Origin of the sequence: Streptomyces virginiae (assembly GCF_041432505.1) — a bacterium.
GTDB classification, from domain to species: Bacteria; Actinomycetota; Actinomycetes; order Streptomycetales; family Streptomycetaceae; genus Streptomyces; species Streptomyces virginiae_A.
In genome coordinates this window covers 6,730,753-6,755,609 of the sequence record NZ_CP107871.1, presented here as the reverse complement: position 1 = coordinate 6,755,609, position 24,857 = coordinate 6,730,753, and the positions used below count along the sequence as shown (strand labels likewise).

The window sequence follows — 24,857 nt, the reverse complement described above, 5'->3', positions numbered from 1 at the left end:
CGGGCGGCTCCGTTCCCGTCCCCGACCCGCCGTCGGGCTCGGAGTGGTAGACGTGCACGGACGTGCAGCGCACGAAGTGCACCCTGCACGATTCCGTCCGCGAGAAGGAACAGCCGGCCCGGCAGGCCGTCGACGCCGGGATCGACAGCGGCCACCGATTCCTCGGTGATGGACAGTGCGTCCCCCCTGAAGCCCGGAGGGAGCTTCATCCCCAGGACGACACCGAACTCGACCTCCAGCGCGCCGAATCCGGCGCGACCGTCCCAGCTCCGCTGCACCAGGCGAAGGAGTAACCACCGGACCACTTCGTGGACCGCCCCCCGTTCTCCACCGCCACGTCGCGGACACGCTGAATCCTTGTAGTCGAGAACACGCACACCCTCCCCGCAGCTCGCGCCCCTCGCCAGAATGGACTCCATGAGTTTCGACATCTTCGTATGCCGCTTCGAGAACGGCGAGCCGGCGTCGCTGGACATGGGCGCCGCCCACGAGATCCTCGGCCCCCACGTGGTGGCCCGGGACCCCGAGATCGGCTTCCTTCAGGTGAGTACGGCGGACGGCGAGGAGGCCGGGGTGTACCTGAACGATCCGACCGGCATCACCTTCAACCGCTTCGGAGGGGGCGGGGTCATGGACCTCCTGGCCGACCTGCTGCGGCGGCTGGGCGCCGTGCTCATCGTGCCGGGCGGGCCGACCATGATCCGGCGGGACGAGGACCACGCACGTCTGCCGGCGGCCCTCAGGGACGAGTGGCCCGTCGTCGTGGCCCGGACCGGGGCCGAGATCGACCGGGCGATCCGGGCCGCCTGATCCGACGGGCGACCGGCCGAAGGCCCACCCCCCGCCGCGTCCCGCGCAATCCCTCGAAGGGGGGCATCGACACCTACGGGTGGTTCGAACGCCGGGGCTCCGCACGGCGCATGGGGTCCGGCGCGTCGTCGCACCTGTGTGCGGGTATTCGTTCCCCCGGTCCCGTGACGCCGCTCTGAGCAGCCACGTTCTTGCGGCGTCAGTGCGCAGCCGCGGCACCTCGGGAGGAATCTTGCGATCCGTGCACGTTCATGTGGCGTTCGACCCGACACCGGGCGGGGGTGGCCGCGCATGAGGCTCCTCAAGCGACCCGAAGCCCCCGAGCCCGCCGTCTCCGAGAGCGAACGGCGCCTCTTCGGCGGGCCCCTGCGCTACGACGCCGGCTGGTCCAACCACGAATACGCCGCACTCGAAGGGCGGCTGCTGACCACCCTGCGCTCCATGCCCCGCATGGTCGGCGGAACCCTGCGCCTCGCCTGGGACACCGACCGGCCCGCCCTGCTCACCGTCGCCGCCGCCGAGGCCGGGCAAGGGGTCACCTCCGCCGTCGGGCTGCTCGTCATCAGCGATGTGTTCCGTACGCTGCTGAGCGAGGGCAGCGCCGCCGACCGGCTGTACGCGGCCCTGCCCGCCCTCGCCGCCGGGGCGCTGGTGGCCGTCCTGGGGGCCGTGCTCGCCGCCCGTTCCACGGCGGCCGCCGGACGGCTGGAGCCCAAGGTCGAACGGGCCGCGTACGAGCAGTACCTGAGCGCCGCCGTCGAGGTGGAGCTGGAGGCCATCGAGGACGGGGAGTTCCGGCGGCTGTTGGACAGTGCCCAGTGGGGTCCGCCCTCGGCCCGCCGCACGGTCGGCGCCTGCGTGGCCACCCTCGGCGGGGTCATCTCCCTGATCGCCACCGCCGGGGTGCTGACCGTACTGCACCCCCTGCTGCTGCCGATGCTGTTGCTGATCGCCGCCCCGCGCGGCTGGGGCGCGATGCGGGTGGCGCAGCGCCGCTACCTGTCGATGATCACCTGGGTGGAGCACGTACGGGCCGCCCGGCTCATCGGCCAGCTGCTGATCTCCCGTACGTCGGCCCCCGAGGTACGGGTGCACGGCGTCGGCCGCTACCTGCTGGGCCACTACCGCAACATGGCCGAGGTCGCCGAGAGCGAGGCCACCCGCCTCGCCAAGGACAAGGCCGCCACCGAACTGCTGGCCGCCGCGCTCTCCGGCCTCGCGGCCCTGGTCACCTACGGGGCGATGGGCGCGCTCATCGTCTCCGGCCGGATGGACCTCGCCGTCGCCGGTACCGCCGTGATCGCGGTGCGCACCGGTTCGGCGAGCCTGGGGGCGCTCGTGGCCACCACCAACACCCTGCACGAGGAGTCCCTGTACGTACGGGACCTGGAACGGTTCGTCGCCGAGGCGGCCCGCCGCGCCATCCCGTCCGGCGGGGCCCCGCTGCCCGAGCGGCTCGCCGCGGTGCGGCTGCGGGACGTGGACTTCAGCTACCCGGACCGGGACGAGCCCGCCCTCAGCGGGGTCTCGCTCACCATCGAGGCGGGCCAGGTGGTCGCGCTGGTCGGCGAGAACGGCTCCGGCAAGAGCACCCTCGTCAAACTGCTGGCGGGTCTGCACCTGCCCGACGCGGGTTCGGTCACCTGGGACGGGGTGGACGTGCGGGACGCCGACCGGGAGCAGGTCTTCGACCGGGTCGCGCTCCTCACCCAGGACTTCGAACGCTGGCCGGTGACCGCCCGTACCAACATCGCCATCGGACGCCCGGGGAAGGAGGACCCCGAGCGCGCCGTCGACCAGGCTTCGGAGGTGGTGGCCGCCGCCCGGTACGCCGGGGCCGACCGGATCGTCGAGAAGCTGCCGCACGGCTACGAGACCCTGCTCGCCCGGGTGTTCAGGGGTGCCTCGGAGCTGTCGGGCGGGCAGTGGCAGAAGTTCGGTCTCGCCCGCACCCGTTTCCGCGACGCCCGCCTCCTGGTGGTGGACGAGCCCACGTCGGCGCTCGACCCGGAGGCGGAGATCGCCGCCTTCGACAGCATCCGCGGCCTCGCCGGACCCGAGCGCGCGGTCGTCCTCGTCACGCACCGGATGTCCGGGGTGCGGTTCGCCGACGTCATCTACGTACTCCACGAGGGCCGGCTCGTCGAGCGGGGCGGTCACGACGAACTGCTGGCGCTGGGCGGCCGGTACGCCTCCATGTACGCGATGCAGGCCGAGCAGTTCGGCCACGATCCACGGCGCCGGTCGCCGTCGATCCCCCGGCAGTCGCCCGCACCGCAGAACGACGACTCGGTCACCTGAGACGGGCGGGCCCGTCGAGCGGGAGACCTTCGACGTCCCCACCGTTATCCGGTGCGAGGGGCCCGCGCCGGCGGAAGCCCGGATCCTCACCTGAAGCGGTGAACCGCCCCTTATCCCGCGGTCACCAGGGGTAGGGCACTGCTGATCTCGTGCGGGGGTCCGGGTCGACCGGGCCCCCGCACCCATGGACGAAAGGCCGACCCCGCCGTGACGCAGCCGTTTCAACTGCCGGATTTCTATGTGCCCTATCCGGCACGACTGAACCCCCACCTGGAGCACGCGCGGGCCCACACCAAGCGGTGGGCGCGCGGCTTCGGGATGCTGGAGGGTTCAGGCGTCTGGGAGGAGAGCGACCTCGACTCGCACGACTACGCGCTGCTCTGCGCGTACACCCACCCCGACTGCGACCGCGACGCGCTGGCTCTGGTCACCGACTGGTACGTGTGGGTGTTCTTCTTCGACGACCACTTCCTGGAGATGTACAAGCGCTCGCAGGACCGTGACGGCGCCAAGCGGTACCTCGACCGGCTCGCCGCCTTCATGCCCATGGACCTGTCCGACGGGTTCCCCGAGCCGACCAACCCGGTGGAGGCCGGGCTCGCGGACCTCTGGGCGCGGACGGTCCCCGCGATGTCCGCGGACTGGCGGGAACGGTTCTCCTTGTCCACGAAGAACCTCCTCGACGAGTCCATGTGGGAGCTCGCCAACATCAACATCGGGCGCGTGGCGAACCCGCTCGAATACATCGAGATGCGCCGCAAGGTGGGCGGCGCCCCCTGGTCTGCCGGCCTGATCGAGTACGTGTGCGCCGAGGTGCCCGCTCGTGTCGCGCACTCGCGCCCGCTCGGTGTGCTGCGCGACGCCTTCGCCGACGCCGTGCACATCAGGAACGACCTCTTCTCCTACCAGCGGGAGGTGGCCGACGAGGGCGAACTCTCCAATGCCGTGCTGGTGTTGGAGACCTTCCTGGGCTGCACCACCCAGGAGGCCGCCGAGGCCTCCAACGACCTGCTCACCTCCCGCCTCCACCAGTTCGAGCAGACCGCGATCGGCGAACTCCCGCAGCTCTTCGTCGATCACGCGCTGGACCCGACGGAGATCGCGGCCGTCCTCGCCTACGCCAAGGGTTTGCAGGACTGGCAGTCCGGTGGCCACGAGTGGCACATGGTCTCCAGCCGCTACATGAACAAGGAGGCCAGGCCCACCGCCGCGGCGGCCCTGCCCTTCCAACCGTCCGGGCTCGGCACCACCGCGCTCGACCTGCGGTCCGTGTTCACCCGGCGTTCGATGGAACTGCGCCACCGCTCCTTCACTCACGTCCCCTTCGAGCGCACCGGCCCCTCGGTCGTCCCGGACATCTACATGCCGCACCGGCTGGGGATCAGCCCGCACCTGGCGCACGCGCGCGAGGAGTCCGTGGCCTGGTCCCGGCGGATGGGTCTGCTGGACCCGCAGCCCGGCGACCCCGGTTCGGCGATCTGGACCGAGGAGCGGCTGCGGGGCTTCGACTTCGCGCTCTGTTCGGCGGGCATCGACCCCGACGCGACGCCGCAGGAGTTGGCCCTCAACGCCTGCTGGCTGACCTGGGGCACGTACGGGGACGACTACTACCCGGTGGTCTTCGCCCAGGGCAGGAACCTTCCGGCGGCCAAGGCGACGACGGCCCGCCTGATCGCCATGATCCCGGTGGACCACGCCGAACAGCCGGAACCGGTGACCGCGATGGAGCGCGCGCTCGGCGATCTGTGGGTGCGCACGACCGCCGCGATGGCCGCCGAGCACCGTGCCGAGTTCCGGGCGACCTTGGTGAGCATGATGGAGAGCTGGCTGTGGGAGGTGGACAACCAGATCCGGAACCGGGTCCCGGACCCGGTGGACTACGCGGAGATGCGCCGCCACACCTTCGGCAGCCACCTCACGATGTACCTGTGTCGGCTCGGGCACCGGGGCCGGGGCATCCCCGAGGAGATCTACGCCTCCGGGACGATCCGGTCCCTGGAGAACGCGGTCGCGGACGCCGCCTGCATGATCAACGACATCTACTCCTACCAGAAGGAGGTGGAGGTCGAGGGCGAGGTCCACAATTACATCCTGGTCGCCCGCACCTTCTTCGGCATCGACTACCCGCAGGCCCTGCGCATCTGTCATGAGCTGATGACGCGGCGCACCGAGGAGTTCGAGCACATCGTGGCGACGCAGCTGCCGCTGCTCTACGACGACTGGAAACTCGACCGGCCGGCCCGGCAGGCCCTGGACGCGTACGTGGGCGAGCTGAAGGACTGGCACGCCGGCATCCTCAACTGGCACCAGAAGATCCGCCGTTACCGGCCGGAGGACCTGCACGCGCGGCCCGATCGGTTGGCCACCGCCGTCCTGGGCGCCGGCTTCGGGATGTCCGCCGCCCGGATCTCGCTGCCCGCCTGATCCCGGCGTTCGGGGGCGGCCCGTCCGACCGCCCCCGATGCCCCGATGTGGCCCTGCGTCAGAACTCGTCCGCCGTGTGCGGCAGTACGGCCGTCCGCAAGGCCGCGTCCAGCGCCGCCGCCGAGCCGGGGGTGTGCTCCCGTACCAGCCCGGCGGCGACGAGTTCCTGGACGCGGGTCCCGCCGAGGTAGCAGGCGGCCAGTTCGCGTACGTCCAGGGCCAGGTCGGCGGCGGAGTCGGCGTGCTCGTACGTGGCTCCGTCCGGCCCGGCCGCCAGCCGGAACCGCCCGGCGTTGGCGGGCATGCGCGCGTCGTGCACCTCCAGCACCACCTCCACCGGCGCCGCCCAGGAGCGCTCCGTCAGCGCCGCCCGTACGTCGATCAGGCGCAGCCAGAGCGCGGGGAACTGCGAGGTGACCCGCACCTGGTCCCGGTCCGCGGCGAAGTGCAGCAGCGGGTCGTCCACGGGACGGCCCCACGCGCGGACCGTCCCGGTGAGGTCGAGGGAGGCCAGGCACTCCCAGAGCGCGGCGGCGACCGCCGGGGTGTCGGCCTCCAGCTCGTCGACCCGGACCAGGCCGGGCACCCGGGCGGCGCCGGCGCCGTCCTCCGGCTTCGTGCGGTAGAGCACGTAGCCGGCGATGGGCCGGTCCGCCTCGCCGAGGACGATGATCCGCGGCGGGCTCAGTTCCTCGTCCTCCTCGTCCTGTTCGGCCAGCCACTCCTGGGACCAGCGCTCCGCACTGCGGGTGGGGCGGCCGGCCCGGAGGGCGCGGGCGGCCTCGTGGAAGGGTCCGACGACGGCGACGGCCTCCTCCGGGTCGACCATGCGCAGCGGGCGCCGGTCCGGGTCGATGCGCAGGGCCAACGGGCGGGTGGAGTCGATCTCGACGGTGACGCCGGTGGTGGCGCTTCCGTAGCCGAAGCGCCCGTAGATCGCGGCCTCGGAGGCCCAGAGGGCGGCGAGCGGGCTGCCCGCGTCGGCGGTCCGCCGCAGCATCTCGGTCATCAGCCCGGTGAGCAGGCCGCGTCGGCGGTGGGTGGGGGCGACGCCGACGAAGGTGAGCCCGGGGCAGGGCAGGTCCGCCCCGGGCACCGAGAGCCGGAAGTCGTGCGCGGCCATGAAACCGGCCAGGACCGTGCCGTCGTAGGCGCCGATCCGGTCGCAACTCGCCAGCAGGGCGTGGTGTTTCTCCCGGACCTCCTTCTCGGGCCGGTCGTGGAAGACCAGGTAGGCGAGCTCCAGAGCACGGTCGATGTCGGACTCGGGTACCTCGCGGATGTCCACCATGATCGCGAGACTAATCGGTCATCGCGGACCGGTCATCCCATAAGGGCCGCCGGTCATGGGTTTCCGGTCGCTCCGGCGGGCGAGTGGTACGACGGGCTGCGGTGCGGGGCGGCCCGGCAGGAGTGGCGGGCCGTACGATCCAGGTCGACGCGCGGCACGGTCCGGCCACGCCGCCGCCGTGTCCCGGGCGTCCGCCCACCCGCGTCCGCCCCGCCCCGCCCCCTGCCCTGGAGAGGGAGCAGCCGCCATGGCCCGACTGCACTGCTACACCACCCGCGTGACCTGGACCGGAAACCTCGGCACCGGCACCAGTCACTACCGTGCCTACTCACGGGCCCACGAGGTGGCCGCCGGGGAACTGCCGGTGATCCTCGGCAGCTCCGACCCGACCTTCCACGGAGACGCCTCCCGCTGGAACCCCGAGCAACTGCTGCTCGCCGCCCTGTCCCAGTGCCACATGCTCTCCTACCTGCACTTCTGCACACTGGGCGGCGTGGTGGTCACCTCGTACGTCGACGAGGCGGCCGGGACGATGGGCACGGCCGGGGACAGCGGGCAGTTCACGGAGGCCGTGGTGCGCCCCCGGATCACCGTCGGCGACGCGTCGATGGTGGACGCGGCGATCGCACTGCACGAGGAGGCCCACCGGGCCTGCTTCATCGCCAATTCGGTGAACTTCCCCGTCCGGTACGAGCCGACCGTGACGGTGGGCTGAGCGTCCGGACCGGCCCGGTCCCGCCGCTCCTCGCCCCGGCCCGTGGGGCAGGACACCCGGTCGACATGGCCTACCGGGCCGCGGGGCCGGTCCAGCCGGTCGGGACGTGGCCGAGCCGGACGCGCTGCGGATGGTCGCCGACGGGTACGGAGACCCGCTTGGTGCCGGTGGCGAAGTCGATGGCCGTGACCCGGTCGGCGCCGCTCTCGGAGATCACGCAGGCGCTGCCGTCGCCGGAGACCGTGGCCCAGTACGGCTTGGCGGCGGGCACGAGCGGCCCTTCGGCGAGGGTGGCGCGGTCCACGACGGTCGCGTAGTCGTCCATGGTGCCCGCGATGCAGAGCTTCGCCCCGTCGGGACTCATGGACATGCCGTGGTGGCGGGAGTCGTTGACCCAGGTGGTGCGGTCGGTGCTGGTGGCGGGGTTCATCGGGAGGGTCTTGAGGCGGGTGATCCGGTCGGAGGGGACGTCGTACTCCAGGAAGCCGTTGAAGAAGGACACCTGGAAGTAGAGCTTCGACTCGTCGGGGCTGAAGGACACCGGACGGACGGCGTCGGACAGGTCGCGGCGGCCGAAGGCGTCGAGCCGCTCCCGCATGTCGATCACCCGGACGGTGCGGAAGGTACGCGCGTCGACGACGGTGATCTTGCGGTCGCCCTTCGTCCAGTCCAACCAGGGCGCGTCCAGGGCGGTGTTCACCTCGCCGATGGAGCTGTTCCACAGGAAGCGGCCGTCCCGGGTGAAGGTGTTCTCGTGCGGCTTGTCCCCCGTGCCGAAGGAGCCGACCTGCCGCCCGGTGGTGATGTCCAGGACGTGCACGGTGTTGGAGGTGGAGGCCGAGACGGCGACGCGGGTCCCGTCCGGCGAGACCGCCATGTGGTCGGAGCGGAATCCGGAGACGGGGAAGCGCCAGTTGACGCGTCCGGTGGCCACGTCGATGGACACGACGTCGGCGAAGCTGGGGCGGGAGACGACGACGGCGGAGCCGTCCGGGGTGGTGAACATGTCGTCGACGAACTGGTCGTGCCCCTCGCCCGCGCTCTCCCGGATGCCCAGGAAGAAGGCGAGCTTCACGGGGTTGAGGTAGATCTCGCGCAGCCGCTCCGCCTTGTCGGGGACCACGTCGATCCGGCCGACCTTGGCGAGATCGCCGGTGGAGGCGAGGACGTCGGCGGTCCCCTCCCAGTTGTTCCCGACGAAGAACACCTCGCGCAGGCCGTCACGCGGAGCGGCCGCGGCCGCGGGTGCCGCCGGGGCCGGTGTGAAGGCGGTGAGCAGGGTGGCCGCGGCCAGCAGGCCGAGGGTTCGCACGGTACGCAACATCCGCTCAACTCCGGTACGGGGAAGGGATGGAGAGGGTGCCCCCTATTACCGGCGGGTAAGATAGGGGGAACGCCGAAAGGGCGCAACCCCCACGGGGTGCGCCCTTTTCTCACGTTCGGCCGTCACGCCTTCAGGCGACGGAGCCGATCCGGTCGAGCATCGTGTGCGAGAGGTCCGGGTGGATCGGGATGTGCGCGCCGGTCAGGGCCGCGCCGGTGCCGCCGCGGCGGTTCGCGACGATCTCGGCGGCGATGGACAGCGCGGTCTCCTCCGGGGAGCGGGCGCCGAGGTCCAGGCCGATCGGGGAGCGCAGCCGGGCCAGTTCGAGCTCGGTCACCCCGACCTGGCGCAGTCGCTCGTTGCGGTCCTCGTGGGTGCGGCGGGAGCCCATGGCGCCGACGTAGGCCACGGGCAGTCGCAGGGCCAGTTCGAGGAGCGGGACGTCGAACTTGGCGTCGTGGGTGAGCACGCACAGGACGGTCCGACCGTCCACGGCCGTGCTCTCCAGGTAGCGGTGGGGCCAGTCGACGACGATCTCGTCCGCCTCGGGGAAGCGGGTCTTCGTCGCGAAGACGGGCCGCGCGTCGCACACGGTCACCCGGTATCCGAGGAACTTGCCGATCCGTACGAGGGCGGAGGCGAAGTCGATGGCACCGAAGACGATCATCCGCGGGGGCGGGACGCTGGACTCGACGAGGACCTTCAGCGGCTCGCCGCAGAGCCTGCCGTCGGCGCCGATCTCCAGCACGCCGGTCCGTCCTGCGTCGAGCATGGCGCGGGCCTCCTCGGCGACGGTCCGATCCAGCTCGGGGTGTCCGCCGAGGCCGCCCTGGTGGGCGCCTTCGGTACGGACGAACACGGCCCGGCCCATGAGCTCGGCCGGGCCCTGCGCGATGCGGGCCACCGCCGCGGCCTCGCCGCGGGCGGCGGCGGCCAGGCCGGCCGCGAAGACCTCCCGTGCGGGAGAGCCCACGCGGACCGGGGTGACCAGGATGTCGATGATTCCGCCGCAGGTCAGGCCCACGGCGAAAGCATCGTCGTCGCTGTACCCGAAGCGCTCGTGGACGGTTTCGCCGTCCTCCAGCGCCTGCCGGCACAGCTCGTACACCGCACCTTCCACGCACCCACCGGAGACCGACCCGATGGCCGTGCCCTCGCTGTCGACGGCGAGAGCGGCCCCGGGCTGCCGGGGCGCGCTCCCGCCGACCGCTACCACGGTGGCGACGGCGAAGTCACGCCCCTGCTCGACCCACCGGTTCAGCTCTTCGGCGATGTCCAGCATGGGGGCCTCCTCGGAGGTTCGGTTCCAGTATCGGATACGCGCGGCGGTCGCGCGGATCGGCTACGTGGAGGTGCGGTCACGTGGTGATCGGATGGTTCCGGGTCAGCCGACCCCGAGCCAGTGCTCGATCGGGTTCAGGGCGAAGAACACCACGAAGATCGCGGTCAGTGCCCACATGAAGCCGCCGATCTCCCGGGCCTTGCCCTGAGCGATCTTGATGGCGACGTAGGAGATGACACCGGCGGCGACACCGGCCGTGATCGAGTACGTGAACGGCATGATCACGACGGTCAGGAAGACCGGGATCGCGGTCGCGCTGTCGGCCCAGTCCACGTGGCGGGCGTTCTGCATCATCATCGCGCCGATGACGACCAGGGCCGCGGAGGCGACCTCACCCGGGACGATCTGCGTGAGCGGGGTGAAGAAGAGGCAGGCGGCGAAGAACAGGCCGGTAACCACGGAGGCGAGGCCCGTACGGGCACCCTCGCCGACGCCGGTCGCGGACTCGACGAACACGGTCTGGCCGGAGCCGCCCGCGACGCCACCGATGGCGCCACCGGCGCCGTCGATGAAGAGCGCCTTGGACAGGCCCGGCATGCGGCCCTTGTCGTCGGCCAGCTTGGCCTCGGTACCGACACCGATGATGGTGGCCATGGCGTCGAAGAAGCCGGCGAGCACCAGCGTGAAGACGATCATGCCGACGGTCATGTAGCCGACGTCGCCCCAGCCGCCGAAGGAGACGTCACCGAAGAGCGAGAAGTTCGGCATCGAGACCGCGGAGCCGTCCAGCTCCGGCGGGCCGTTCTTCCAGGCCTTCGGGTCGATGTCCACGATGGCGTTGAGGATCGCGGCCAGGACGGTACCGCCGACGATGCCGATCAGGATCGCGCCGGGCACCTTGCGGGCCTGGAGCATGAAGATGGCGACCAGAGTGACGCAGAAGAGCAGCACGGGCCAGCCGGACAGCTCACCGACCGCGCCGAGCTGGACGGGGGGACCGAACTCCGGGCCCTTGCCGACGAAGCCGGCCTTGACGAAGCCGATCAGGGCGACGAAGAGGCCGATGCCCATGGTGATGGCGTGCTTGAGCGCGAGGGGGATCGCGTTCATGATCATCTCTCGGAGGCCGGTGACGACCAGGAGACAGATCACGACACCGTAGACCACACACATGCCCATGGCCTGCGGCCAGGTCATCTGGGGGGCCACCTGCGAGGCCAGCACGCCGGACACGGAGAGACCGGCGGCGAGGGCGAGCGGCACCTTGCCGACGAAGCCCATGAGGAGCGTCGTGACGGCGGCGGCGAACGCGGTGGCGGTGATGATCGCCGATCCGTCCATCACCGTGCCGGCGACGTCCTTGCCCGACAGGAGCAGGGGGTTGAGCAGGAGGATGTACGCCATCGCCATGAAGGTCGTGATACCGCCACGGACCTCGTTGCCGACGTTGGAGCCTCTGTGCGTTATGTGGAAATACCGGTCGAGCCAGGACCGTCCGGCGGGCGGCTGGGAGCCGTCGCCGGCGTCCTCCGCGGTGGTCTTGGGCTCTACTGACGATTGGGTCATGGTGCCTAACTCCCAAGGTTCAAAGGGGCACCCGCTTGGAGACTGGAGACGCGGGATTTGGGATGCTGCGTTTGGCTGCACGACCCGGGGTGACGGCCCGAGGCGACGCGAATGTTCACTGCGTTTACTGCGGGTAGTGCGGGGGTGACCGCTGGTACTACGGGGGTTCTTGCAGGGGTACTGCCAGGTGAAGGGACCGCGAGCGGTGCGGTACTTCGTACGTCCTCCGGGCGGTGTGGCGTGAAGTGTGACGTTCCCATGCACACCGCCCGGAGAGTCTGAGGGGTCCGGGAGCCTCGCGGCCCCCGGACCACGCCGTCCTAGAGGGTCCCGGTAAGGGCTTCCGGACGGATCGGCGTCTTGTCGATCTCCAGACCCGTCGCCTGCCGGATCGCCGCGATGACGGCCGGGGTGGACGAGAGGGTCGGGGCCTCGCCCATACCGCGCAGGCCGTAGGGGGCCTTCGGGTCGGCGAGCTCCAGGACGTCGACCGGGATGGTCGGGGTGTCCAGGATGGTCGGGATCAGGTAGTCCGTGAAGGAGGGGTTGCGCACCTTCGCGGTCTTCGGATCCACGATGATCTCTTCCATGATCGCGATGCCCAGACCCTGGGTGGTACCACCCTGGATCTGACCGACCACGGAAAGCATGTTGAGCGCCTTGCCGACGTCCTGCGCGGTCGCCAGCTCGACGACCTTGACCAGGCCGAGCTCGGTGTCCACCTCGACGACCGCGCGGTGCGCGGCGAAGGTGTACTGGACGTGGCCGTTGCCCTGGCCGGTGACCAGGTCGAAGGGCTCGGTCGGCGCGTGACGGAACTCGAGCTCGAGGTCGATGGCCTCGTCCTCCAGGATGTCGGCGATGTCCGCGAGGACCTCGCCGCCGTCGGTGACGACCTTGCCGCCTTCGAGGAGCAGCTCGGCCGTGGCCCACGCCGGGTGGTACGAGCCGTTCTTGCGGCGGCCGATCTCCAGCAGGGCCTCGCGGACGGCCTCGCAGGTGTTCTTCACCGCGCCACCGGTCATGTACGTCTGCCGGGAGGCGGACGTGGAACCGGCGGAGCCGACCTGCGTGTCGGCCGGGTGGATGGTCACCTGCGTGACACCCAGCTCGGTACGGGCGATCTGCGTGTGGACGGTGATACCGCCCTGGCCGACCTCCGCCATGGCCGTGTGGACCATCGCGACGGGCTCGCCGTTGATGACCTCCAGGCGCACGCGGGCGGTGGAGTAGTCGTCGAAGCCCTCGGAGAAGCCGACGTTCTTGATGCCGACCGCGTAGCCGACGCCGCGCACGACGCCCTCACCGTGGGTGGTGTTGGAGAGGCCACCGGGCAGTGCGCGGACGTCCGCGCTCTCGCCGGCGGACTCCCACTGGCGCTCCGGCGGCAGCGGGCGGGCCTTGACCCGGCGCAGCAGCTCGGCGACCGGCGCCGGGGAGTCCACGACCTGGCCGGTGGGCATGATCGTGCCCTGCTCCATCGCGTTCAGCTGACGGAACTCCACCGGGTCCATGCCCAGCTTCGCCGCGAGCTTGTCCATCTGGGCCTCGTAGGCGAAGCAGGCCTGGACGGCGCCGAAGCCGCGCATCGCGCCGCAAGGCGGGTTGTTCGTGTAGAGCGCGATCGCCTCGATGTCCACGTCCTCCAGGACGTAGGGACCCACCGAGAGGGAGGAGGCGTTGCCCACGACCGCCGGGGAGGCGGACGCGTACGCGCCGCCGTCCAGGACGATCTTGCACTTCATGTGCGTGAGCTTGCCGTCCTTGGTGGCGCCGTGCTCGTAGTAGAGCTTCGCCGGGTGACGGTGCACGTGACCGAAGAAGGACTCGAACCGGTTGTAGACGATCTTGACCGGCTTGTTCGTGGCCAGGGCCAGGAGGCAGGCGTGGATCTGCATCGAGATGTCCTCGCGGCCGCCGAAGGCTCCGCCGACGCCCGAGAGCGTCATACGGACCTTCTCCTCGGGGAGACCGAGGACGGGGGCGATCTGCTTGAGGTCCGAGTGCAGCCACTGGGTGGCGACGTAGAGCTCGACGCCACCGTCCTCGGAGGGCACGGCCAGACCGGACTCCGGGCCGAGGAAGGCCTGGTCCTGCATGCCGAAGGTGTACTCGCCCTCGACGATGACGTCGGCGCGCTTGCGCGCCTCCTCCACGTCGCCGCGGATGATCGGCTGGCGGTGCACGATGTTCGGGTGCGGGACGTGACCGATGTGGTGGTCGTCGCGGTTCTCGTGGATCAGCGGCGCGTCGGGGGCGAGGGCGGAGGCCTCGTCCGTGACGAGCGGCAGCTCACGGTAGTCGATCTTGATCTTGGCGGCCGCGCGGCGGGCGGTCTCCGGGTGGTCGGCGGCCACGAGGGCGACCGGCTCACCGTGGTGACGCACCCGGCCGTCGGCGAGCACCGGGGTGTCCTGGATCTCCAGGCCGTAGTTCTTCATCTCGGCCGGCAGGTCGTCGTACGTCAGGACCGCGTACACGCCGGGCATGGCGAGCGCCTCGGAGACGTCGATGGAGACGATCTCGGCGTGGGCGACGGTGCTGCGCAGCGTCTGGCCCCAGAGCATGTCCTCGTGCCACATGTCCGAGGAGTACGCGAACTCACCGGTGACCTTGAGGGTGCCGTCCGGGCGGAGAATCGATTCGCCGATGCCGCCCTTGGTGTGCTTCTGGGTGACGTTCGTCGGCGTACCGGCGGGCACGGTGCGGGTGTTCTGCCCCATGATCAGACCGCCTCTGACTGACGGGCGGCCGCGAGGCGGACCGCGTCGAGGATCTTCTCGTAACCCGTGCAGCGGCAGAGGTTGCCGGACAGGGCCTCACGGATGTCCTGGTCGGACGGGGACGGGTTCTCCTCCAGGAGCGCGTCCGCCTGGATCAGCAGACCCGGGGTGCAGAAACCGCACTGGACGGCGCCGGCGTCGATGAACGCCTGCTGGACGGTGGAGAGCTCCACGCCCTCGCCGGTCTGCGAGTCGCCGGGCCGGGCCTGCCACCGCTTGGCCGCGTCCAGGGACACGCCCTTGCCGCCGCAGCCGCCGCCGGTACCGCAGGCACCGCCGTGGCCGTGCTCGTCGCGCTGCTTGGAGAAGTCCGCCAGGCCCTCGACGGTCACGACGTCGCGACCCTCGACCTGACCGGCCGCCACCAGACACGAACAGACCGGCACGCCGTCGAGACGGACGGTGCAGGAACCGCACTCGCCCTGCTCACAGGCGTTCTTGGAGCCCGGCAGGCCCAGGCGCTCACGCAGGACGTAGAGGAGGGACTCGCCCTCCCACACGTCGTCGGCTTCCTGCTGACGGCCGTTGACCGTGAAATTGACGCGCATGATTACGCAGCCCCTTCGAGCGAGCGGCCGTTGCCGGTACCGCGGTACTGCTCCCAGGTCCAGACGAGCTGGCGGCGAGCCATGATGCCGACCGCGTGACGGCGGTACTTCGCCGTGCCGCGGACGTCGTCGATCGGGTTGGCCGCGCCGGAGGCGAGGTCACCGAACTGCTTGGCGATCGACGGGGTGATGACCTTGCCGGACTCCCAGAAGCCACCCTCTTCGAGTGCGGCGTTCAGGAACTCCTCGGCGACCTTCGCCCGGATCGGGGTCGGCGCGGCCGAACCGATTCCGGTGCGGACCGTGCGGGTCTCGGGGTGCAGGGCCAGACCGAACGCGCAGACCGCGATGACCATCGCGTTGCGGGAGCCGACCTTGGAGTACTGCTGGGGGCCGTCCGCCGTCTTGATGTGAACGGTCTTGATGAGCTCGTCGGCGGCGAGCGCGTTGCGCTTCACCCCCGTGTAGAACTCGTCGATCGGGATGAGCCGCGAGCCGCGTACGGATTCCACCTCGACCTCGGCGCCCGCCGCGAGCAGCGCGGGGTGCGAGTCGCCGGCCGGCGAGGCGCATCCGAGGTTGCCGCCGACACCACCACGGTTACGGATCTGCGGGGACGCGACCGTGTGCGAGGCGAGCGCGAGTCCCGGAAGCTCCGTGCGGAGGTTCTCCATGATCTGCGTGTACGGCACGGAGGCGCCCAGCCGGACCACGTCCTCGCCGACCTCCCATTCCCGCAGCAGACCGATGCGGTTCAGGTCCAGGAGGTACTCGGGCCGACGGTGGTCGAAGTTGATCTCGACCATCACGTCGGTGCCACCCGCGATCGGCACGGCCGAGGGGAACTCGGCCTTGGCGGCGAGTGCCTCCTCCCAGCTTGCGGGGCGAAGGAAGTCCATGAGCGGCTCTCTTCTTCTTCATCGTGTCGTTTACTTCAAGCCAGGAAGCCTGCGAGTCCTCGACTGGTCGTTCACGTGCTGTTAACGCGGTGTGGACCCAGTACACAAGCCGCTCGCCCCCGGGTGCAGTCACTGAAACCATGAAGGAGTTGGCTGACGGCCTCCCTCGTCTTGTAGATTCGTATGAAAGGCAGGATGCGACGACCTGCCCGATTTCCAACGGCAACATTCGAGACAGATCGGCGGCGACATCATGCGGCTGCGCGCACTGCTGGAAACCGAGGCGCTGGGGCTGCGGCTGCTCGGCGGCGAGGGTGAACTCGACCGGACGGTCCGCGGGGTCATGACGACCGACCTACGCGATCCCAGCCGGTATCTGTCGGGGGGCGAACTGGTCCTGACCGGCCTGGCCTGGAGACGAAATTCAGCCGACTCCGAGCCATTCGTACGAATCCTGGCGAGCGCGGGCGTCGCCGGGCTCGCCGCGGGCGAGGCCGAACTCCAGGCCATTCCGGATGATCTTGTTTCGGCCTGTGTGCGCAATCGGCTGCCGCTGTTCGCCGTGAACGAGGACGTTGCATTCGCCACGATCACGGAGTACGTCGTCCGGCAGGTCTCGGGCGAGCGCGCCGGAGACCTCGCGGCCGTCGTGGACCGACACCGCCGACTGATGACCTCGGGTCCGGCCGGCGGCGGCCCCGACGTGGTGCTCGATCTGCTCACCACCGACCTCGATCTCCGGGCCTGGGTACTGTCCCCCACCGGCCGACAGATCGCCGGGGCCGGTGAGCCGCTGGCGCCGGGCGTGTGCGCAGCACTGGCGAGCGAGCACCTTGCGGCGGTCCGGACGGGCCGTAGGGGGCCGCATCGGATCTCCATCCAGGGTATTACCTACTCCCTCTTCCCGATCAGGGGACACGGGCGCGGAGCCGCCGGTCCGGGCGCCCGTGACGTGCGCGAGACGGTGCTCTCGGACTGGCTGCTGGCGGTCGAGGCGGACGCGGGCGACTGGCCCGCCGAGCGCCTCGACCTGCTGCAGGGCGTCACCCAGCTGATCGCCGTGGAGCGGGACCGGCGCGACGCGGCCCGCACCGTGCGCCGCCGTCTCGCACAAGAGGTGCTCGAACTGGTCCAGACGGGTGCCCCGCCCGCCGAGATCGCCGCCCGTCTGCGGGTCGCGGCCCCGGTCCTGCTGCCCGGACTGGGCGCCGCCCCGCACTGGCAGGTCGTCGTGGCCCGGGTGGACTGGGAGGGCGGGGACATCCCCGGCGGCCCGGTGGCCCAGTCGCTGCTGGAGGAGATCCTCGTCGACCCGTCCGTCTCGGGGCCCGAGCCCTCGGACCGGATCGCGGTCGCCCACGCGGGTGACGAGGCCATCGCCCTGGTCCCGCTGCCCTCGCTCTCCGGGGACGCCGGGGAGGACAAGGGCCCGGACTCCGCCCTGCACGCCGACGAGCTGCTCGCGACCGTACGGGACCCCCTCGCCGCCGGTCTGGCCGACGACGGCCGGCTCACGCTGGGCGTCAGCGCGGCCGTGCACTCCGCCGAGGGGCTGCGCGGGGCGCTGGAGGAGGCCCGGCACGCCCGCCGGGTGGCCGCGGCGCGCCCGGGCCGGGTCTGCGCGGCCGGCCACCACGAGCTGGCCTCGCACGTGCTGCTGCTGCCGTTCGTCCCGGACGACGTCCGCCGCGCCTTCACGGCCCGGCTGCTGGACCCGCTGCGGGACTACGACCGGCGCCACCGCGCGGAGCTGATCCCGACGCTGGAGGCGTTCCTCGACTGCGACGGTTCCTGGACCCGCTGTGCGACGCGGTTGCACTTGCACGTCAACACGTTGCGCTACCGCGTCGGGCGAATCGAGCAGTTGACGTCGCGGGACCTTTCCCGGCTGGAGGACAAGCTCGACTTCTTCCTGGCACTGCGGATGAGCTGAGAAGATCCGCCCCGGGGCCGCGGGGTTCGGCCACGGGGCGGCTGATGATCCGTCCGGACTTTGTGAAAGAGTTCACCCAACCCCTTGGCCGATGCCGTGAATCCGTGCTCTCATTTCGCCCCAGGGCTCAACGATGTGCTGCTTGCTTGCTTTGGGGAGGGCAATGTGGCGGACACCGCCATGTCGGGTGCCGGAACAACCGGAGGAGACGACCCCCTCCAGCGGGCGATATGGCGGCTGCGCTCGCGCGGCTGTTGGACGGATGCGGCGGCGCTGCTGACGCCGCACATCGGCAAGGCCGGCAGTGCCGGGGCCGCCGTGCAGCGGACCGCGCTGCTGGTGGAGCGCTGCCTGTTCACCGGGCAGGGCTGGGCCGAGGCCGAGGACGCGCTGCGGATCGCCGAGGCGGTCTCCCAGGACGACGACGACCGGGGCGCGGCCGCGTGCGAACGGGGCCAGCTGGCGTACGCCGCCACCGTGCTCGGCGTACGCGACCGGGCCGACGAGGCCCGCTCCGCGCTGGGCCGGGCCGCGGCCCTGCTGTCCCCGAACTCCCGGACCCGCCCGCTGCTGGACTTCCGGCGGGGGCTCGTCGCCGAGCACCTGGCGGACGCGCCCCAGTCGGCCCGGCCCGCCTACCACCGGGCCCACGCGGGGGCGGAGGCGCACGGAGACACCCTGCTGCTCTCCTTCACCTGGCGGCACCTGGCCGCGCTGGCCCTACGGGACGGGGAGGTGGCCGAGGCCCGCAAGGGCTTCGCCGAGTCCCTGCGCATCCGGGAGGACCTGGGCTTCCTGATCGGCACGGCGCCTGCGCTGGCGGCGCTGGCCGAGGCCGAACCGGAACCGGAGGCCACGCGGCTGCGCGCCGAGGCCCGCCGCCTGTTCCACCTGCTGGGCGGCATCCCCACCTGGCTGGCGGACCAACTCCACCCGACCACCTCGCCTGCGGCGTAGCTTCCCGTACCGCACGGCGCTCCGCGCCGGGGCAGAGCCCCGGTCAGGCCGGGGAGCCCGCGAAGTGTTCGCGGACCAGGGACTCCACCACCGGGAGGTCCCGCGCGATCAGCGCCTCCAGCAGCGCCGAATGCTCCGCCGCGTCGGCGACGAGATCGGCCCGCCGAACCCGCGGAGCGCCCGGCAGGGGCCACTGGGCCCGGCGGTGGAGTTCCTCCGCCACCTGCACCAGCTGATCGTTGCCGGCCAGTCGCAGCACCGCCCGGTGGAAGTCCCGGTCCGCCTCCGCGTACCCCGGCAGGTCACCGGCGGCCGCCGCCTCCGCCGTGGCCGCGGCGGCCGGACGCAGGGCCTCCCAGTCGGCCGCGGGCACCGTACGGGCCAGCCGGAGCATGACGGGGACTTCGAGCAGGGCCCGTACCTCGGCCAGCTCGGAGCGCTCCCTCGGGGTGCGCGAGAGCACGCGGAAGCCCCGGTTCGGGAGGCACTCCACCGCCCCCTCCACGGCCAGCTGCTGCATCGCCTCGCGCACCGGGGTCGCGGAGACCCCGAACCGCTCCCCCAGGGCCGGGCCCGAGTAGATCTCGCCGGGCACCAGCTCTCCGTCGATCAGGGCCGCGCGCAGCGCGTCGAGCACCTGACCGCGCACCGAATGGCGCAACACCTTCTGCCTTTGTGCGGGTACCCGGGCGTGGGCCGTTTCGTGCACGCGGTCCTCCTCCGGGTCTCGACCTGCCCTTGAGAATAGGTGACGTGACTCGCCGGTAGGGGGTGCGGATCGATCCGAATCAGGTAAGGTAAGGCTAACCTGTTAACGATCGTGTGATTCTGTGATTCGGTGGCCCGTCATGACCGTCACGACCTTTCCGGCTGTCACATCCACCCCGCCCGGCTCTGCGGTGACGGATGCGTTCGCCAGGCTGGCCGAGGCGTACAGCGGGCTGCGGGTGATCGAGCGAACCGCTGACGAACCCCTCCCTCGCGGTGCGGGATGGGTCGGCGCGGACGAGCTCGCCGCCGGAGGGCCGACCTTGGACGCCTTCCTCGCCTGGGACAACGCCCAGGTCCTGAGGGACTACGGGACCCAGGCCCGACCCGATGTGATCGCGGGCTTCGGGCTGCACCGGTACGCCTGGCCGGCCTGCCTGTTGATCACCCTCCCGTGGTTCCTGCACCGGCGGGTCCCACGCTTCCCGGTCACCGAGGTGGCCTTCCACCGGACCCTCGGCCGGCTCAGCGTGCGCGTCGAGGAATTCGCCTGCCTGCCGGACGATCCGGCGGCCGCACTCCCGGGGGCTCGTGTCGTGCCCGACGAGGAGGCGCTGCGCGAAGAGGTGCGGGCTGCGGTGGCCCAGCACCTCGGACCGCTGCTGGAAGGCTTCGGCCCGCGCATGCGGCGTGGCCGCCGGGCCCTGTGGGGCATGGTGACCGACGAGGTCGTCGAGAGCCTCTGGTACATCGGCAACCTGCTCGGCGAGGAGCAGCGCGCCATGACCGAGCTGGAGGCGCTGCTGCCCGGCTCGACGGCCCCGTACACCGGGGGCGCGGGCTTCCGCACGCTCACCGGACCCGAGGGCCAGGAGCTGCCCACGCGGGACCGGGCCGGCTGCTGCTTCTTCTACACCATCCGCCCCGAGGACACCTGTGTCACCTGTCCCCGGACCTGTGACGCCGACCGCGTCGCCCGCCTCGCGGCGACCGCCGCCTGAACCCACCCCGTACGACTGACCGTAATCGAACACAACTCGGCCCGTACGGGCTCCAGTTCGAGTGACAACACCCTATCCGGCGGGCCCCTCCCCCCGATGGCGTCGACTTGCCCCGAAACCCGCGTGCACGGCACACCGGCTACGCCACTATGGCGCCCGGAAAGCCGTACAGCCGCATAGCCGCATACGCGAGGCAAGGGACATCCGCATGAGACTGACCGACATATCGCTGGACTGGCTGCTGCCCGGCAGCCTGCTGATCCTGGGCGTACTTGCGGCAGTTGCGGTACTGGCCCGTGGCAAGCGCGAGAGCGAGAAGGCCGCGGCCGACGACAGCTGGGAGCGCAGCGAGGAACGGCGGCGGCGCAAGGAAGCCGTCTACGGGACCGCTTCGTACGTCCTGTTGTTCTGCTGCGCGGCGGTCGCCGCCGCGCTCTCCTTCCACGGACTGGTCGGGTTCGGCCGGCAGAACCTCAACCTCACCGGAGGCTGGGAGTACCTGGTCCCCTTCGGCCTCGACGGCGCCGCCATGTTCTGCTCGGTGCTCGCCGTGCGCGAAGCCAGCCATGGCGACGCGGCCCTCGGTTCGCGCATGCTCGTCTGGCTGTTCGCGGGCGCGGCCGCGTGGTTCAACTGGGTGCACGCCCCGCGGGGCATGGGCCACGACGGGGCCCCGCAGTTCTTCGCGGGGATGTCGCTCTCGGCGGCCGTCCTCTTCGACCGCGCCCTCAAGCAGACCCGCCGGGCGGCGCTGCGCGAACAGGGCCTGATCCCGCGGCCGTTGCCCCAGATCCGGATGGTCCGCTGGCTGCGGGCCCCCCGGGAGACCTTCGGCGCCTGGTCGCTCATGCTGCTGGAAGGGGTGCGCACCCTCGACGAGGCCGTGGACGAGGTGCGCGAGGACAAGAAGGAGCGGGAGCAGGACCGGCACCGCAGGCGCGATCAGAACCGGCTGGACCGGGCGCGCATCAAGGCGCTGGGCCGACAGAACCGCGCGTTCGGGCGGTCCCGCGGCCGCCAGGTCGAGCTCCCGGAACTGACGCAGGGAGCGGGCTCCGCGCCGGTCGGCGCGGAGCCGGCCATACCGGAAACAGGACAACTGCCCCTACGACGCCGGCCCTCCCTGCAAGCCGTCAACCGAACCGAATCCAGTGACGTGACCGGCACTCGGACGGTGGACCTCACCGCCGAGGACGACACCCAGACCATTCCCCGGCTGGATTCGCTGGAGCGCAAACTGAAGGATCTGGAGCAGCAGTTCGGCTGACCCGGTCCGTGAAGTTCGGGGAAACCCCGTGGGGCCCGCCTGTTCAGGCGGGCCCTGCGTCATGCCGCGCGTCGAGCTCGAACCACACCACCTTGCCGCTGCCCAGGGCGAGCGCGTCCACGCCCCAGTCGTCGGCGAGCTCCTGTACCAGCACGAGTCCCCGGCCGTGCGTACCGTCGTCGGCGGTCGGTACGTACGGCCGGGGACGGCGTGCGGCGTAGTCCCGGACCTCCACGCGTAAGCGGGTGGCGGCGAGGCTCGCGTGCACCTCGGCGCCCCGGTCGGTATGGACGAGCGCGTTGGTGACGAGCTCGGTGATCAACAGTTCGGCCACCTCGGCGGCGTCGGTCCGGCATCGATGGCGCATCAACTCCCGTAGAGCCCGGCGGACTTCACCGACCGCCTTCAGGTCGGCCCGGCGTACGCTCCGGGTGATCCGTAGCGTGTCCACCGGTTCCCCGTCCCCGTCGGCGGACGGCTCACGCGGCACCGGCCTCCCTCTCCCCCACAGCTTCCCGGTCTTCGCCCCCACCCGCACGGCGATGTCCCTCCCGTGTCCTTGCTCTCGAACAGGTCTACGGGATGCATGCCCTCCGGGCGGTTCGGCACTCCTGCGGGCTTAAGGGCGGGGCACGTGACGGGGGTCGGAACGAGCCATCCGGATCGGGCGACCCGCCCCTCGGCCCAAGACGATCTTGCCGGCGGACCGTGCGGATCCGGTCACCGTTCCGGCGCCGGTCTTCGGAGGAACCGACAGGGCGCCCGGATCCGTGACCGTGCCCACCGGAGCGGGTCCCCGACACCGGAAGGGCCCCTCGAAGCCCCTGTGAGCTGCTGGGGCTCCGCCACGCGGACCCCGTACGCACCGGCCGCGCGCGGGCCCCGAAGTCCGGGTTCCTGATCGTCGCCCCCCCTAGGAGGGCAGGCCGGAAACCGACGTCTCCGACTCGGCCGTTCCGAGCGATGAGTTGTCGAAGAGGAGCACTTTGGCGGGCGGGTCGTACTGCACCAGGGGGAGGAAATCTCCCACCGGCATCGAGAAACCACCGTCGCCCGACATCGACACCCCTTGACGGTTCCGGTCGGTGAAGGAGCCCATGATGCGCCCTTGCCGTTCGGGGAAAGATAGCGCGCCGCCCCCACATTGCACATGCCGGCGGCGACGGCGGGACCGGCGGTCCGACCGGGACCGGCGACCCGACCCGCTTCACCCGAATGGAGTAATCAAACGCGCCACCCACATGGGTGAAGATCAAGCTGAGGAGTGCCCCAACCGAGCAATCCGTGAAAGGGAAACCACATGCGCATTCGACGAATCTTCGCCGCCGTCATCGCCACGGCAGCCCTCGCCGGACTCGGCCTCACCGGCGCTGCCGCCGCGTCCGCCGCCCCCACCACGCCCACCGTCGCCGTCACCGAGAACCCCACCCCTGGTGAGTGCATCGACGGAGGCGGAAAGGTCGGGGCGAACAACATCTGCGAGGGCGGAACGCGCAACGGGGAGTTGGTCGACTGAATCTCACGGTGCGCCCCGCGGCCACGCGCCGCGGGGCGCACCGGCGTGAGCAGGCTGCGTCAGCGGGACACCGGGGCCACGGGTGCGCCGGTCACGCCTCCCAGACGGCGGCGGCCGTGCGGTCGTCGGCGTAGCCCTTGAGGCGGAGCTGGGTGTCCGCGAGGAAGGCCGCGAGGCCCGGCGGCTCCTGGTCGGCCCAGCGCGCGGCGAGCTCCGCCGGGAGGGCGGCCTCCTCCCGCATCGGTTCCGCCAGGCCCCCGGAGCACAGCAGCAGGGTGTCCCCCGGTCGGGCCACGGCGGCCCGGAAGCGGAAACCGCCCTCGGTGCCGTCGCTGCCCTCCTTGTCCTCGGCCGACCCGGCGGGCTCCAGGTCCTGCCACCGGCCCGAGCGGAGCCGGAACAGCCCGCCCGCGCCGGCGCCGAAGCACACCCGGGTGCGGCACTGCGGGTCCACCGGGAGCAGCAGCCCGCGCAGCCCGGCGGTGTACGCCGACTCCGCGAGCCCGAGCTCGGCGGCGCGGGACCGCAGTCGCCCGTAGCCGCGGTCGGTGAGGCGCTGGAGTCCCGACCGCAGGGCGTCGCGGTGCCCGGCGCGGATGTCCTCGGCCAGCCTGTCCTGGCTGCGCCCGACGGCGGACGCGACGGTGCGGCACAGGTCGGCGGCGGCCTCGGCGGCGCCGGGGGCGGCCCGGTCCCCGCCCGCGAGGGCGACCAGGATCAGCGCGTCGTCGCCGCTTCCGAAGCGGGCGGTGAGCAGGAAGTCGCGTCGGGCCTCGCCGCGGTAGCGGGCGGAGTCCCCGCGCAGGGAGGTGGCGCGCAGGGTGTAGGTGCCGTAGCGGGCGCCCTCCAGGACGGTGTCCGGGGTCAGCGCGTCGAGGGCGGCCGGGTCGGCGGGTGGGAGGGCTCCCGGTTCGGGGGCGTACGTGGGGGCGCGATCGCCGAGGTGCGAGACCGCGGGCCGGACGGCCTCCGGTCCGGCCGCCGCCGGCCCAGGCCCCTGCTCGGCCCGTTCTCCGGGCTCGGCTTCGGGCCCGGCCTCGGGATCGGGCTCCCGCTCGGGCCCGGCGACGGGCGCCTGCCGGGGTGCCGGATCGAACCAGGCCTCGGGGCTCGGCGCCTCCGGGTGCCGCACCGGCAGCTCGGGCCCGCGTACGGGTGGTACGTCCACGCCCCCGAGCGCGTACCCGGTGGCGCCGCCCGCCCGGGGATCGCGCGGCGGCGGGAGGCCGGGCATGGTCGGGGTGGGCACCGGCTCCCCCTGCCGCGGGCCGGGCAGCAGCGGCTCCGGGGCGCGCGGCGGTTCCGGCGGGCCCGGGTCGGGTGCGAGGTCCGGTGCCGGGCCCGTGGCAGGGGCCGTGCCCGACGCCACGGCCGGTGCCGTGGCCGGTGCCGGCTCCGTCGTCACCCCCGCCGCCGAACGGAACCGGTTGTCCAGGGTGTCCCCCGGGTCGGGTTCCGCTCCCGCGTCCGGGCCCTCGTAGAGCTTCTGCCACCAGTCGTCCGCGCCCTGCTGACTCATGGCTTCATTCTCG

General features: G+C 71.7%; 20 protein-coding genes and 1 pseudogene. 10 read left to right on the top strand and 11 right to left on the bottom strand.

Translation table 11 applies throughout. From position 1 onward, the window contains the following. Nucleotides 1–62 precede the first annotated feature (62 nt). The 4 genes from OG624_RS31300 to OG624_RS31285 all read left to right on the top strand — a co-directional run bounded on the left by OG624_RS31300 (nt 63) and on the right by OG624_RS31285 (nt 5,535). On the top strand, nt 63–293 hold the full coding sequence (locus OG624_RS31300; protein WP_033218008.1) for a hypothetical protein: 231 nt from the start codon (nt 63–65) through the stop codon (nt 291–293). Nucleotides 294–417: 124 nt separating this feature from the next. Then, nucleotides 418–810 carry a hypothetical protein gene (locus OG624_RS31295; RefSeq protein ID WP_033218007.1) on the top strand — a complete coding sequence of 131 codons (393 nt, stop codon included), beginning with the start codon at nt 418–420 and terminating at the stop codon, nt 808–810. A gap of 291 nt (nt 811–1,101) precedes the next feature. Next, nucleotides 1,102–3,111, top strand: a complete 2,010-nt coding sequence (locus tag OG624_RS31290) for an ABC transporter ATP-binding protein (protein WP_033218006.1) — start codon at nt 1,102–1,104, stop codon at nt 3,109–3,111. 207 nt (nt 3,112–3,318) lie between these two features. After that, entirely contained in the window at nt 3,319–5,535 is a 2,217-nt protein-coding gene (locus OG624_RS31285; protein ID WP_033218004.1) for a terpene synthase family protein, read from the top strand. A gap of 58 nt (nt 5,536–5,593) precedes the next feature. Here the strand turns inward: OG624_RS31285 and OG624_RS31280 are convergent, their stop codons facing one another. After that, on the bottom strand, nt 5,594–6,826 hold the full coding sequence (locus OG624_RS31280; RefSeq protein ID WP_033218002.1) for a GNAT family N-acetyltransferase: 1,233 nt from the start codon (nt 6,824–6,826) through the stop codon (nt 5,594–5,596). Nucleotides 6,827–7,073: 247 nt separating this feature from the next. Between OG624_RS31280 and OG624_RS31275 the strand changes: the two genes are divergently transcribed. After that, nucleotides 7,074–7,541, top strand: a complete 468-nt coding sequence (locus OG624_RS31275; RefSeq protein WP_033218000.1) for an OsmC family protein — start codon at nt 7,074–7,076, stop codon at nt 7,539–7,541. A 70-nt stretch (nt 7,542–7,611) separates the two neighbouring features. Here OG624_RS31275 and OG624_RS31270 read toward each other — a convergent pair whose 3' ends face one another. From OG624_RS31270 to OG624_RS31245, 6 genes are all read right to left on the bottom strand, one after another. Beyond that, nucleotides 7,612–8,865, bottom strand: coding sequence for a YncE family protein (locus tag OG624_RS31270; protein ID WP_033217999.1), 1,254 nt, complete (start codon nt 8,863–8,865; stop codon nt 7,612–7,614). Between the two features lie 130 nt (nt 8,866–8,995). Beyond that, nucleotides 8,996–10,147 carry an XdhC family protein gene (locus OG624_RS31265; protein ID WP_161295630.1) on the bottom strand — a complete coding sequence of 384 codons (1,152 nt, stop codon included), beginning with the start codon at nt 10,145–10,147 and terminating at the stop codon, nt 8,996–8,998. A 102-nt stretch (nt 10,148–10,249) separates the two neighbouring features. Further along, on the bottom strand, nt 10,250–11,713 hold the full coding sequence (locus OG624_RS31260; RefSeq protein WP_033217996.1) for an NCS2 family permease: 1,464 nt from the start codon (nt 11,711–11,713) through the stop codon (nt 10,250–10,252). 320 nt (nt 11,714–12,033) lie between these two features. Continuing rightward, entirely contained in the window at nt 12,034–14,436 is a 2,403-nt protein-coding gene (pucD, locus tag OG624_RS31255) for a xanthine dehydrogenase subunit D (RefSeq protein WP_033217995.1), read from the bottom strand. Nucleotides 14,437–14,438: 2 nt separating this feature from the next. Further along, nucleotides 14,439–15,044, bottom strand: a complete 606-nt coding sequence (locus OG624_RS31250; protein ID WP_033217994.1) for a (2Fe-2S)-binding protein — start codon at nt 15,042–15,044, stop codon at nt 14,439–14,441. Between the two features lie 2 nt (nt 15,045–15,046). Next, complete coding sequence (locus OG624_RS31245) at nt 15,047–15,943, bottom strand: FAD binding domain-containing protein (protein WP_033217993.1); 897 nt, start codon at nt 15,941–15,943, stop codon at nt 15,047–15,049. A 253-nt stretch (nt 15,944–16,196) separates the two neighbouring features. On the opposite strand from OG624_RS31245, the gene OG624_RS31240 reads away from it, so the two are divergent. Both OG624_RS31240 and OG624_RS31235 read left to right on the top strand, forming a co-directional pair. Then, entirely contained in the window at nt 16,197–17,876 is a 1,680-nt protein-coding gene (locus OG624_RS31240) for a PucR family transcriptional regulator (protein ID WP_033217991.1), read from the top strand. A 165-nt stretch (nt 17,877–18,041) separates the two neighbouring features. Then, nucleotides 18,042–18,833, top strand: coding sequence for a hypothetical protein (locus OG624_RS31235; RefSeq protein ID WP_030715124.1), 792 nt, complete (start codon nt 18,042–18,044; stop codon nt 18,831–18,833). 43 nt (nt 18,834–18,876) lie between these two features. On the opposite strand, the gene OG624_RS31230 is transcribed toward OG624_RS31235, so the two are convergent. Next, nucleotides 18,877–19,542, bottom strand: a complete 666-nt coding sequence (locus OG624_RS31230) for a GntR family transcriptional regulator (protein ID WP_051763046.1) — start codon at nt 19,540–19,542, stop codon at nt 18,877–18,879. A gap of 139 nt (nt 19,543–19,681) precedes the next feature. Here OG624_RS31230 and OG624_RS31225 point away from each other — a divergent pair, with 139 nt between their 5' ends. Continuing rightward, the gene (locus OG624_RS31225) at nt 19,682–20,542 is read left to right on the top strand and encodes a (2Fe-2S)-binding protein (protein WP_371640072.1); all 861 of its coding nucleotides are present in this window, start codon (nt 19,682–19,684) and stop codon (nt 20,540–20,542) included. A 208-nt stretch (nt 20,543–20,750) separates the two neighbouring features. After that, on the top strand, nt 20,751–21,809 hold the full coding sequence (locus OG624_RS31220) for a DUF2637 domain-containing protein (protein WP_033217984.1): 1,059 nt from the start codon (nt 20,751–20,753) through the stop codon (nt 21,807–21,809). Between the two features lie 43 nt (nt 21,810–21,852). Here OG624_RS31220 and OG624_RS31215 read toward each other — a convergent pair whose 3' ends face one another. After that, a complete protein-coding gene (locus OG624_RS31215; RefSeq protein ID WP_033217979.1) occupies nt 21,853–22,299 on the bottom strand; it encodes an ATP-binding protein in 447 nt (148 codons plus the stop codon). Nucleotides 22,300–22,428: 129 nt separating this feature from the next. Beyond that, a pseudogene (locus OG624_RS31210) lies at nt 22,429–22,973 on the bottom strand (thiamine pyrophosphate-dependent enzyme); the annotation flags it as partial. 136 nt (nt 22,974–23,109) lie between these two features. Here OG624_RS31210 and OG624_RS31205 point away from each other — a divergent pair. Further along, complete coding sequence (locus tag OG624_RS31205) at nt 23,110–23,325, top strand: hypothetical protein (RefSeq protein WP_033217977.1); 216 nt, start codon at nt 23,110–23,112, stop codon at nt 23,323–23,325. A gap of 91 nt (nt 23,326–23,416) precedes the next feature. Here the strand turns inward: OG624_RS31205 and OG624_RS31200 are convergent, their stop codons facing one another. Then, on the bottom strand, nt 23,417–24,844 hold the full coding sequence (locus tag OG624_RS31200; RefSeq protein ID WP_033217975.1) for a protein phosphatase 2C domain-containing protein: 1,428 nt from the start codon (nt 24,842–24,844) through the stop codon (nt 23,417–23,419). Nucleotides 24,845–24,857: the final 13 nt, after the last annotated feature.